General features: G+C 74.8%; 9 protein-coding genes. 5 read left to right on the plus strand and 4 right to left on the minus strand.

Features of this window, described 5'->3' with window-relative positions:
- Positions 1 to 20 precede the first annotated feature (20 nt).
- The 4 genes from IFT72_RS03140 to IFT72_RS03155 all read right to left on the minus strand — a co-directional run bounded on the left by IFT72_RS03140 (position 21) and on the right by IFT72_RS03155 (position 5,244).
- The gene (locus tag IFT72_RS03140; protein ID WP_056053792.1) at positions 21 to 1,280 is read right to left on the minus strand and encodes a hypothetical protein; all 1,260 of its coding nucleotides are present in this window, start codon (positions 1,278 to 1,280) and stop codon (positions 21 to 23) included.
- Positions 1,277 to 2,440, minus strand: a complete 1,164-nt coding sequence (locus IFT72_RS03145) for a sensor histidine kinase (protein WP_056053795.1) — start codon at positions 2,438 to 2,440, stop codon at positions 1,277 to 1,279. Before IFT72_RS03145 ends, IFT72_RS03140 begins: the two co-directional genes overlap by 4 nt.
- Positions 2,441 to 2,567: 127 nt before the next feature.
- Positions 2,568 to 3,776 carry a homoserine O-acetyltransferase gene (locus IFT72_RS03150; RefSeq protein WP_192045542.1) on the minus strand — a complete coding sequence of 403 codons (1,209 nt, stop codon included), beginning with the start codon at positions 3,774 to 3,776 and terminating at the stop codon, positions 2,568 to 2,570.
- 139 nt (positions 3,777 to 3,915) lie between these two features.
- Positions 3,916 to 5,244 carry a bifunctional o-acetylhomoserine/o-acetylserine sulfhydrylase gene (locus IFT72_RS03155; protein ID WP_185232185.1) on the minus strand — a complete coding sequence of 443 codons (1,329 nt, stop codon included), beginning with the start codon at positions 5,242 to 5,244 and terminating at the stop codon, positions 3,916 to 3,918.
- A 191-nt stretch (positions 5,245 to 5,435) separates the two neighbouring features.
- Between IFT72_RS03155 and IFT72_RS03160 the strand changes: the two genes are divergently transcribed.
- From IFT72_RS03160 to IFT72_RS03180, 5 genes are all read left to right on the plus strand, one after another.
- On the plus strand, positions 5,436 to 6,212 hold the full coding sequence (locus IFT72_RS03160) for an SDR family oxidoreductase (RefSeq protein WP_192045543.1): 777 nt from the start codon (positions 5,436 to 5,438) through the stop codon (positions 6,210 to 6,212).
- 909 nt (positions 6,213 to 7,121) lie between these two features.
- Positions 7,122 to 7,976: a glycosyltransferase family 2 protein gene (locus IFT72_RS03165; RefSeq protein ID WP_200931964.1), complete on the plus strand. Its 855-nt coding sequence runs from the start codon at positions 7,122 to 7,124 to the stop codon at positions 7,974 to 7,976.
- Positions 7,973 to 8,986: a glycosyltransferase family 2 protein gene (locus IFT72_RS03170; RefSeq protein ID WP_192045544.1), complete on the plus strand. Its 1,014-nt coding sequence runs from the start codon at positions 7,973 to 7,975 to the stop codon at positions 8,984 to 8,986. Before IFT72_RS03165 ends, IFT72_RS03170 begins: the two co-directional genes overlap by 4 nt.
- The gene (locus tag IFT72_RS03175) at positions 8,983 to 10,401 is read left to right on the plus strand and encodes a glycosyltransferase (RefSeq protein WP_197981064.1); all 1,419 of its coding nucleotides are present in this window, start codon (positions 8,983 to 8,985) and stop codon (positions 10,399 to 10,401) included. The genes IFT72_RS03170 and IFT72_RS03175 overlap by 4 nt, the downstream gene beginning before the upstream one ends.
- On the plus strand, positions 10,398 to 11,705 hold the full coding sequence (locus IFT72_RS03180) for a hypothetical protein (RefSeq protein WP_192045545.1): 1,308 nt from the start codon (positions 10,398 to 10,400) through the stop codon (positions 11,703 to 11,705). The genes IFT72_RS03175 and IFT72_RS03180 overlap by 4 nt, the downstream gene beginning before the upstream one ends.
- Positions 11,706 to 11,729: the final 24 nt, after the last annotated feature.

The following is an 11,729-nucleotide window of genomic DNA, read 5'->3' on the forward strand; positions in this document are numbered from 1 at the left end:
CGGAGGGACGGAACGGGCTGTCACGACTCGGCGGGGTTGTCGACGATGCAGTGCAGCTTGATCATGACGCTCTGCTCGTGGGTCGAGGCGGTGTACTCGCCGACCCGCTCGAGGGCGTTCCAGGTCGCGGGGGTCACGCGGTTGCGCCGGATGCCGGTCGTCGTCAGCACGACCGGCACGTCGACGCTGCGCCCGGCGAGCGACGCGATGGACTTGGTCGACGCCGTGACCGGGCCGAGGGTCAGGGTGATGGTCGTGCCGGGGGTGCGGCTCTTCGAGTCGCCGAGCAGGAGCCAGACCGCCTGGAGGAGGCCGTCGCGCTGCGGGGGAGCGAGCAGGCCCGCGAGCGACGACGGGTCGACGAGCGTGACGGACCGGCCCAGGTACTCGGACTCGGTGACCGCGTGGTGGAGCCAGGTCTCGCGCCGCCCCTCGATGAGGTGCAGGCGGAGCTCGGTCGCGAGCGAGGCGGCCTGCGACGCGACCTTCGGCGCGAGGGGGAGGGGCACGTCGCCGCCGGCGACCCCGTCGAGCAGCTTCTCGGCGGCGAGGTCGAGCCGCGCGAGCTCGTCGCTCGCCAGCATGCCGACGGCGAAGCGGGGCTGCGTGACGTTGCTCTGCACGAGCACGCGGTCGAGCTCGACCTGCACCATCCGCCGGAACCGCTGCACGATCGAGGTCGCCACGGCCGAGGGCAGGACGGCCAGGGCGATCACGGAGAGCTGCTGGGGCACGGTGTCGGACGTCAGCGGCGTGGTCACCAGCACCATGACGACGAAGGCCACGAGCAGGACGCCGCTGGCGACGACGATCTCGCGGGCCGGCCGGAGCGTCACGATCGGCAGCAGCCCGAACCCGACGGCCACGGAGGCGGTGGCGAACGCGCCGACGTCGTGGAGCGGGGCGATGGCGATGAAGTCGAGCGCCACGACGACGACGAGCACGCCGCCGATGACGGCGAAGACGGAGCCCGTCAGGCGCTCGCCCCGGATCGTGACCAGGGCCGCCGTGCCGACGAACGTCGCGATGTAGAGGAGCCACGCCACGAGGGCCGGGGCCACGGAGGGGTAGTCGGCGAGGTGGCTGAGGAAGAAGACCAGGCCGTAGACGGCCTGGAGGCCCGCGATGACCGCGGCGCCGAGGCCGAGGTAGCCGGTGCCGAGCGTGGCCCCGGCCGCGCGCGCCTGACGGAGGGAGCGCGCGCCGGTCGAGCTGATCGGCAGGCCGCGCGCCGCACGACGGCCCCGCACGACGCCGAGGGTGTTCTCGTCGATGCTCATCGCGGTGCCTCCAGGACGACGGTGGTGCCCGAGCCGGGCGAGGAGAAGAGCCGGGCGCTGCCGCCGACCTCGTGCAGGCGGCCGACCACCGACTCCTTGAAGCCGAGCCGCTCCTCCGAGATGCCCTCCAGGTCGAAGCCGACGCCGGCGTCGGTGACCATGGCCCGCACCATGTCGTCGTCGTGGATGATCGTGACGTGCGCCTCGGTGACGCCCGCGTGCCGTCGGACGTTCTCCAGGCACTCGGCGAGGGCGAGAAGGAAGGCGTCGAGCACGTGGGTCGGCAGCAGCACCTGGCCGGTGCCGTGCCAGCTGACCTCGAGGCCCATGCGGCCGAAGCGCTGCTTCACCGACTCGAGGGTCTGGCCGAGGGGCGCCTCCTCGACGGTCTCGAGCGAGTACTCGCCGGAGGCCTGCGGCTGGGGCGTGCCGCCGAGCCGGAGGTGGCGGAGCAGCCGGGCGTCCTCCGCGGCCTGCGCCTGGAGGGCCTGGGCCGTGACCCCGACGCCCGAGTGCGCCAGGAGCGTCAGGGTGGCGAGCACGGTGTCGTGCAGGAGGCGCGCGCCCTGCCGGCGCTGGGCCTCCGTCTCGCTCGCCTGACGCTCCGCCCGGTGGGCGTTGCCGATGCTGTAGATGCGCCGCGCGGCGAGGGGAACGCTGCGCCCGAGCCAGATGCCGGCGACGAAGACCAGCGCCCAGCCGAGCACGACGGCCGCGACGGGGAAGGTGAAGAGCGAGCCCGTGGCCAGCGCGACGAGGGTGACGGCGACGACGAACGCGACCGACGCCGTGACGACCCGCAGCCGGCTCGACGACAGCACGATCGTGAACGAGGCGGTCGCGCCCCCCGCGAGCGGCACGACGGCGGTGGCGATGCCCGGGCTCGGCTCGCCGGTGGCGGGGAGGAGGGCGACGACGGTCGCCGCGATGCCCGCGGCGAGCCCCACCACGACCCACGCCCGCGCGTGGCCGCCCGAGCGACCGACGATCGCGAGGGCCACGATGAGCACGAGCACGAGGGGCACGACCGCCGCGAGGTGCAGGGGCTCGGCCACCCCGGGGTACGCGAGCGCGAGGAGGCTGACGGCCGCGCAGGCGATGCCGAGGGTGCGCGCCGTGCTGCTCAGCAGCCGGTCGCGCTCCTGGGCGAAGATGTCCATGTTGATCCCGAGTCGGACTGCTGGTGTCGTGGAGGCCTGCCGGGTGACAGCGACCTCACCATGTTTTCACACCCGGACCACCCGTGGGGGTGGTAGCGCGCGCGACGCGCCGAGGGACGAGCCCGATTCAGGTCTCGAGCAGGCGCCGCAGGTGCCCCCCGACCGCCGCGTTCTCGATGAGGAAGCCGTCGTGGCCGAACTCGCTCGAGATCACGGCCGCGTCGCCGCCGTCGAGGCCGTGGGGCAGGAGGCGCGCGATGGTCCGCTGGTCCGCCACCGGGAAGAGGCGGTCGCTGTCGATCCCGAGCACGAGCGCCCGCGCCGAGACCCGGGCCAGGGCCGCCTCGACGCCGCCCCGCCCCCGGCCGACGTCGTGCGAGTTCATCGCGCCCAGCAGCGTCACGTAGCTGCCGGCGTCGAAGCGTCGCGTGAACTTGTTGCCGTGGAAGTCGAGGTAGCTCTCGACCTGGAACCGGCCCGGCCCGCCGAGCGGGCTCACCTCGCTCTGCCAGGCACGGCCGAAGCGGGCGTTGAGCTCGTCGGGCGAACGGTAGTTGAGCAGGGCCATGCGCCGTGCGAGCGCGAGGCCGCGGTACGGGCCCTCGCCGTCGGGGGCGTCGTGGTAGTCGCCGTCGCGCCAGCCCGGGTCCATCTTGACGGCCTCGCCCTGCACCGTGTTGAGAGCGATCTGGTCGGCGCTGGCGAGCGGCGGCGCCGCGAGCACGGCGAGGCGCTCGAGGCGGTCGGGGTGGCCGACGCCCCACTCCAGGGCGTGCATGCCGCCCATCGAGCCGCCGACGACCGCGGCCCACTGCTCGACGCCCAGCGCGTCGGAGAACGCGACCTGCGCCTCCACCTGGTCCCGGATCGTCAGGTGGGGGAACCGCGACCCCCACTCGACGGCGTCGGGCGCGAACGACGACGGGCCCGTGCTGCCCTGGCAGCCGCCGAGCATGTTCGGGGCGACGACGAACCAGCGGTCGGTGTCGATCGCGAGGCCGGGGCCCACGACGCCGTTCCACCACCCGGCCGTCGGGTGGCCGGTCGAGGCCGGCCCGACCACGTGGCTGTCGCCGGTGAGCGCGTGCAGCAGCAGCACGGCGTTGCCGCGGTCGGCGTCGAGCTCGCCCCAGGTCTCGTACGCGATGCGCGTCCGGGCGAGCGAGCCCCCGCTCTCGAGCGGGAGGTCGCCGAGCGTGACGAGGGAGCGGTGCCCGGGGTCGTCGCCGTCGCGCCACGCGCCGGTGGCCGGCGGCTTGCCGAGCATCGCCAGGCGGTGACGCTCGGAGACGATGCTCGACGGGACGGTGTCCTCTGATGTGCTCTGCCAGTCCATGTCGTCTCCATCATGGGGGTGGTCGGCGGGCGCCGCCCGTTCGTGACGTCGGGAGCCCGGGAGGGGCTGCGGTGCGGGGACGCGCGGGAGGCGCGGTGCCCTGGCCCGGGCACCGCGCCTCCCTGCGGGGCTCAGCGGGTCAGGACGACCGCAGGGCCTCCTGCGTCGTCCGCCGCGCGGCCGCGAAGCCGGCCTCGAGGTCGGCCTTGAGGTCGTCGACCGACTCGATGCCGACGGAGAGCCGGACGAGGCCCGGCGTGACTCCGGTGGTCAGCTGCTGCTCGGGGGTCAGCTGCGAGTGCGTCGTCGACGCCGGGTGGATGACGAGGCTCCGCACGTCGCCGATGTTGGCGAGGTGGCTGAACAGCTGCAGAGAGTCGACCAGCGCACGGCCCGCGTCGACCCCGCCCTTGAGCTCGAACGAGAGGACGGCGCCGACGCCCCGGGGCGCGTACTTGTTGGCCGCCGCGTACCAGGGGCTCGTCGGCAGGCCCGCGTACCAGACGGCCGCGACGTCGTCGCGGGAGTCGAGCCACTCGGCGATCTCCTGGGCGTTCTGCACGTGGCGCTCGATGCGGAGGCTGAGCGTCTCGATGCCCTGGATGAGGGCGAATGCGCTGTCGGCGGCGTTCGACGACCCGAGGTCGCGGAGCAGCTGCACGCGCGCCTTCACCACGTAGGCCAGCTCGTCGCCCACCGCCTGCGTGTAGACGGCGCCGTGGTACGACGGGTCGGGCTCGGTGAGGCCGGGGAAGCGCTCGGCGTGCTCGCTCCAGCGGAAGGTGCCGCCGTCGACGATGAAGCCGCCGATGACGGTGCCGTGCCCGCCGAGGAACTTCGTGGCCGAGTGCACGACGACGTCGGCGCCGTGCTCGAAGGGGCGGATCAGGTAGGGGGTGGCGATCGTGTTGTCGACGATCAGCGGCACGCCCTCGGCGTGGGCCACCTCGGCGACGAGCTCGATGTCGAGGATGTTGATCTTCGGGTTGCCGATCGTCTCGGCGAAGAAGAGCTTCGTGTTCGGCCGGACGGCCCGGCGCCACTCGTCGGCGTCGTCCTGGTCCTCGACGAAGGTGGTCTCGATGCCGAGCTTCGCGAGCGTGTACTTGAAGAGGTTGTAGGTGCCGCCGTAGATCGACGACGACGACACGATGTGGTCGCCCGCCTGGGCGATGTTGAGCACGGCGAACGTCGACGCCGCCTGGCCCGACGCCACGAGGAGGGCGCCGCTGCCGCCCTCGAGGGTCGCGATGCGCTGCTCCACCACGTCGTGGGTGGGGTTCATGATGCGCGAGTAGATGTTGCCGCTCTCGGCGAGGGCGAAGAGGTCCTGGGCGTGCTGCGAGTCGCGGAAGACGTACGAGGTCGTCTTGTAGATGGGCGTCGCCCGGGCGTTCGTGGTCGGGTCGGGTCGCGCCCCGGCGTGGATCTGCTGGGTCTCGAACTTCCAGTCGCTCTGGTCGGTCACGGTGGTCTCCTGCGTCGGTCGGTGCTGCTCGGGTCGCGGTGGGGCCACGGTACGACACGGGCCGCGCCCGCCGGGACCGCCCGGACACGGGGCGTAACGGGTGCCGGCGCGCGCCCCGACGGGCGGCGGTAGCGTCGGAGGGCGCCGTCCCGCGACCGTGGGCGGCGGGCACGGCAGAGAAGGAGACGCACATGGCGGGACGAGTGGTGGTGACCGGGGCGAGCTCGGGCATCGGGGAGGCCACGGTGCGCCTGCTGCGCGGCCGGGGCTGGGACGTGCTGGCGGTCGCCCGTCGGGAGGACCGCCTCCGCGCGATCGCCGACGAGACGGGCGCGACCTGGTTCCGCGCCGACGTCACCAGCGACGACGACGTCGCGGCGCTCCGCGCCCACGTCGAGGCGACCGGGCCGCTGCACGCCCTCGTGAACAACGCCGGTGGGGCGTTCGGCCTCGACAGCGTCGAGGCGGGCTCGGTCGACGACTGGCAGCGCATGTTCGACGTCAACGTGCTCGGCACCAAGCGCGTCACGGCGGCGTTGCTGCCCGCGCTGCGCGACGGCGCCGAGGAGGCGGGGGTCGCCGACGTCGTGACCGTCACCTCGATCGCGGGCCACGTCGCGTACGAGGGCGGCGGCGGCTACAACGCGTCGAAGTTCGCCGAGCACGCTCTCGTGGCCGTGCTGCGGCTCGAGCTGGCGGGGGAGCCCATCCGCGTCGTGGAGATCGCGCCGGGCATGGTGCAGACGGAGGAGTTCTCGCTCGTGCGCTTCGGCGGCGACCTGGCGCGGGCCGACGCCGTCTACGCCGACGTGCCCGGGCCGCTCACGGCCGACGACGTCGCCGAGTCGATCGTGCACGCCATGGAGCTGCCGGGCCACGTCAACCTCGACCTCGTCACCGTCAAGCCGGTGGCGCAGGCCGCGCCGCACCGCGTCGCCCGAGGCGCCCTGGCCGTCCGTCGCCCCTGACGGCTCGTCCTGGCCGACCGCCTCGCCGACCGCGAGCGGTCGCTCGGACGGTCGCGCTGACGGCCCCTCGATCGGTCCGCCGGGCGCCCGGGACCCTCGTGCGGGGGGTGAGCCGGGCGAGGAGCGGGTGAGCCGACCCGCCGCCGTCAGTCTCGAGCATCCCCCAGAACGGGGGGCACGGTGGCCCCCGTCCGCGGGACCAGCGGCCCCCTTCGGCGCCGCTGCGACCCCCGTCCGAGGGGCGTCAGGGCCGACCGTGTCCCCCTAGATGAGGACTCACGGGCGTGATGAGATGAGAAGCCCTCGGATCAGAACGGGGGACGGGGGCGACCCTCCGTCAGCGCCGGGCGGGTCGCCAGCGGCGGCAGGCGCCGGCCGGGCAGAGCGAACAGTCCGTCCCGGCGCGGTAGTGCTCGTGGGCCTCCAGGGCGTGCCCGCACACGCAGAGGGCCGCAGGCTCGGGGCGATCAGCGGTCACGGTGGTCTCTCCGGGGGGCTCGGGCGGACGCTCGGGGCGCCCGTCTGGTGTCTCGCGATCCTATTCGTGGACCGCTGAGGAGGCCCCGGGGGCTGCGGCGTCGCACCTGGGAGTCGGCTGGTGGGGGGACAGTTCGGGGGACACGCGGTGTCCGCCATCGGGTACCGACCGGTATCGGGGGACGGCCGCGGAGGTGTCGGCCGCGACGCCCCGACGGCGACGGATCACCCCTCGACACGACCGGGTGGGGGTGCTTGCGCGTCGTCGCCAGGCGCGTATGTTGGTGCTCACCCGACAGCGGCGCCGATCGAACCCGAAACTCGATCGGCCCGCCCAGCCCGGCTCGACGGACCCGAAAACCCCGAGTCGCCGGCTCTCCACCGCAGGCCACCCCACCTGCCGGTTCGCTCACCCACGCAAGGACCCCCCTCGTGAACCCGGTCTCACCCCTGCCCTCGATCGCTCAGCCCCGCATCTCCATCGTCGTCCCCGCCCGGAACGAGGCCCGCAACCTCGAGATCGTGCTCCCGATGCTGCCCAGCGTGCACGAGGTGATCCTCGTCGACGGCCACTCGGTCGACGACACCGTCGCGACGGCCGTGCGCGTCATGCCCGACATCAAGGTCGTCCACCAGACCCGCAAGGGCAAGGGCAACGCCCTGGCCTGTGGCTTCGAGGCCGCCACCGGCGACGTCATCGTGATGTTCGACGCCGACGGCTCGGCCGACCCCGCCGAGATCCCCCGCTTCGTCGAGGCGCTCGTCGCCGGCGCCGACGTGGCCAAGGGCAGCCGCTTCGTGCAGGGGGGCGGCAGCGAGGACATCACGCGCTTCCGCGCGCTCGGCAACTGGGGCCTCAACGCCCTCACGAACCTCCTGCTGGGCACCCGCTACACCGACCTCTGCTACGGCTACAACGCGTTCTGGGCCCGCATCGTCCCGAGCCTCGAGCTGCTGCCCAGCGGTCTCGCGCCCCGTGCCGACGGCCAGATGCACAACGGCGACGGCTTCGAGATCGAGACGATCCTCAACTGCCGCACCGCCGCCCTGGGCTACGACATCGTCGAGGTGCCGAGCATCGAGAAGCTCCGCATCCACGGCTCGAGCAACCTCAACGCCGTCACCGACGGGTTCCGCGTGCTCCGGGTCATCCTGGAGGAGCGTCGTCGTCGTCCGTCCGCGTCGGCCCGTCGTGCCTCGATGCGCGCCGCGGCGGCCCCGGCCCCCGAGCTCGTGTCGACGGGCACCGGCTCCGTCCGGACCGGAGCGCGCCGGGACGTCGCGTGACCGGCGCCCCGGTCACCGTCTCCGTCGTCGTCTGCGCCTACACCGAGGAGCGCTGGGACGACCTGCTCGCCAGCGTCGAGTCGGTGCGCCGCCTGCCGGAGACGACGGAGGTCGTCCTGGTGATCGACCACAGCGACGCCCTGCTCGCGCGCAGCCGTGATCGCTGGAGCGACGTCGTCGTCGTGCCGAACCGCTTCCGCCAGGGGCTGTCCGGTGCCCGCAACACGGGCGTCGCCGCGGCCCGCGGCGAGGTCGTCGCCTTCCTCGACGACGACGCCGCGGCCGACCCCCGCTGGCTCGAGCACCTCCTCGCGCCGTTCTCGGAGCCCGACGTCGTCGGCGTCGGCGGCCACGCGACCCCGCGGTGGCCCGACGACGCCCGCGCCTTCTACCCGCCGGAGGCCCTGTGGGTCGTCGGCTGCAGCCACCGCGGCCTGCCGACGACGACCGCCGACGTGCGCAACGTGATCGGCTGCTCGATGGCCTTCCGCCGCGCCTCCGTCGTCGCCGTCGGCGGCTTCAACCTCGACACGGGCCGGGTAGGCACCGTGCCCCTCGGCTGCGAGGAGACGGAGCTCTGCATCCGCATCCGGCAGGCCGACCCCTCAGCCCGCATCGTGCTCGAGCCGCGCGCCGACGTCCGCCACCACGTGACGCCGCCGCGCGTGACCTGGGTCTACGCCCGTCGTCGCGGCTGGAGCGAGGGCCTCTCCAAGGCCGCCCTCAGCCGTCAGGTCGGCGCCGGCGACGCGCTCTCGAGCGAGTCCGACTACCTGCGCCGCGTCGTGCCCGCCGCTCTCGTCCGCGAGCTCGGGCAGACGGGTCGAGGAGGCGCGGGCCGCGCGGGCGTGCTGCTCACGGTGGTCGTCGCCACCGTCCTCGGCTACGCCGCCGGCACGCTCCGCCGCGCCCGTCTCGCGCCCCACGACCCCGCGGTCGGCCGCGCTCTCCTCGAGGAGGCGACCGCCGCCTCCCCGGGCGGGCCCGCCGTCGCCGAGGTCGCCTCGTGACCGCCCTCTCGCTCACGCGCCCCATGGCGAGCACCGCGGTGCCGACCTGGTCGGGCGCCCTGTGGGTGGGCGCGGTCGACGTCGCCGACCTCGCGCGCCCCGACGTCGACGACCTGCGGCTCGTCGACGCGGAGGGCCACCCCGCCGCGCGCCTGCTGGTACGCGACGGGCGCGAGGTGCTCGGCGTCGTCGAGGTGCCGGTCGTCCACGACCACGTCTCGATCGACCTCGTGCGCTCGGAGGCCGCCGACCTCCCGGCCGCGCCCCGCCCCGTGGCCCTGCCCGCCGGCGGGCTCCCGACCGTGACGGTGGTCGTCTGCACGCGTGACCGCGCCGAGCAGCTGCGCGGCTGCCTCACGTCGGTGCTCGCCCTCGACCACCCGGCCTTCGACGTCGTCGTGGTCGACAACGCCCCCTCGACCTCCGCGACCCGCGACCTCGTGGCCGACGAGTTCGACGACCCGCGCGTGCGGTACGTGGTCGAGCCGGTGGCCGGCCTCTCCGGCGCCCGCAACGCCGGCCTCCGCGCCGCGACCGGCGAGGTCGTCGCCTTCACCGACGACGACGTCGTGGTCGACGCCGGGTGGCTGCTCGGCCTCTGCGACGGCTTCGCCCGGGCCGACGACGTGGCCTGCGTGACAGGCCTCGTGGCGAGCGGGGAGCTCCGCACCCCCGTGCAGCGCTCCTTCGACGACCGCGTCTCGTGGTCGCGGAACGTCTCGCCGCGCGTCTTCCGCCTCGACGAGCAGCCCGCCGACCTGCCGACCTTCCCCTTCTCGGTCGGTGCGTTCGGCACCGGGGCCGACTTCGCCCTCCGCCGCGACGTCGCGCTCGCGCTCGGCGGCTTCGACACGGCGTTCGGCGTCGGCACCCGCACCGCCGGGGGAGAGGACCTCGACGTCTTCACGCGCGTGCTCTTCGCCGGGCACGCCCTCGCCGTGCAGCCCTCGGCCCTCGTCTGGCACCGGCACCGCGCCGACCTGGCTGCGCTCCGCGTCCAGGCGGCGGGCTACGGCACCGGCCTCGGCGCCTGGCTCGCCGGCGTGGCCCTCGACGGGCGCACGCGGCGTGCCGCGCTCCGCCGCGCGCCGCACGCGGTCGCGGCCCTCCTCGCCAAGGGGAGGGCGGGCACCGCCTCCGCCACGACCTCTCGTGTGAGCACGGCCCCGGCCGACGCCGAGCTGGAGCGTGAGCTCCGTCGCACCGCCCGCGTCGAGCTCGCCGGGGTCGCCCGCGGGCCGCTGCTCTACCTGCGGCAGCGCTGGGACGGCGCGTCGACGATGCGCCCGGTGCGGGCCCCCGTGGCCGCCGCGACGCCGACGCCCGGGGCGGCCGCGACACCGGTCGCGGCCCCGACGCCCGCGCCGCTGCCGACGCCGGCGCCGGTGCCGACCGTCGCGGGGGCAGCCTCGTGACCGCCATGACCGTGCCCGCGCTCCGCGCCGCGACCCCCGCCGAGGGCGGCCGCCGCACCCTGCCCATCTCCGCCGTCGACCGCCTCGCCGCGGGCGCGCACGTGCTCGGCGTGATGGGCCCGCTGGTGCTGCCCCCGCGGACGGCCCTCGTCGCCGCCCTGCACCGCGTCGTCTCCCTCGGGCCCGGTGCGCGCCTCGGGCTCGTGGCGGCCGACCGCCGCGACTGGGCCTGGACCCCCGAGACCCAGCGTGAGCTCTGCGAGCGGATGGTGAGCGAGATCCCGCCGCTCGGCGACGACCTCGCGCCCGACGAGGTGCTCGAGCACCTCGTCGGCATGATCGACGACGCCCTGCCGCTGCAGGTGATCGTCTCGGGCGAGCGGCTGCTGATGATCTACGACCACCAGGTCGTCGACGCACGCTTCACCTCGCGGCTGCCCGCCGCCCTCCTCGACCTCGCCGCCGGCGGCGAGATGCCGGCCTGGCTCAGCGCCGAGGGCGTCCGCCACCCGCTGTGGCGCGCCGTCGCCGCCACGTACCTGCGCCACCCGGCCCGGGTGCCGGCGCTGCTGCGCGCCCGGCGCGTGCAGGTGCCCACGGTGCCGACCGGGGTCGTGCAGGAGCGCGAGCAGGTCGCGTGGGCTCCCTCCACCGCCGTGGCCTGGGGCCGGGGCGACCGACGGACCTTCACCGAGCTGCGGCGCTGGCTCCGGGCACAGCCGCACCCCGTGGCGTTCTCCAGCGCGGTGATCGTCGCGCTGCGCGCCGCGTTCGTCCGGGAGGGCGTGCGGCTGGGGGCCGAGAGCGAGCTCGTCTGGGACGTCCGCCAGTACCTGCCGGCCGGCGTCGACACCACCGGCAACTTCGTGACGGGCGTGCCCGTCACCGGGGTGGACGACCTCCTCGCCGTCGACGAGAGCATCCACGAGACCGTCACGTCGGGCCGGCCCCTCGCGGCCCTCGTCGCCGGTGCCGTCAAGGAGGCCGTCCGCCCGGGCGACCGCAGGGTGCCCGCCACGGCGCCGGCCCACGCGCGCGGCCACCTCGTCGTCAGCAACCTCGGCGTCGCCCGGACGATGCAGGGCCTGCCCTGGGTCCGCGACGGCCGCGCGGCAGAGCTCGGCTACACCGTGCACCCCGTGCCGGCCGAGAACCTCTCCGTGCAGATCGCCGTCATCGACGGCGCCCTCCAGGTGGCGGTCGCCTACAACGACAACGTGTTCGACCGCGGGGTCGTCGACCGGGCCCTGGCGCGGTTCGTCGCCGACCCGCTCTCGCTGATCGACGGCGCGCCGGGCTCCTGACGGGGGCGACCAGGCCGGGGAGGC

Origin of the sequence: Frigoribacterium sp. CFBP 8754 (genome assembly GCF_014841815.1) — a bacterium.
In the GTDB taxonomy this organism is placed as follows: domain Bacteria; phylum Actinomycetota; class Actinomycetes; order Actinomycetales; family Microbacteriaceae; genus Frigoribacterium; species Frigoribacterium endophyticum.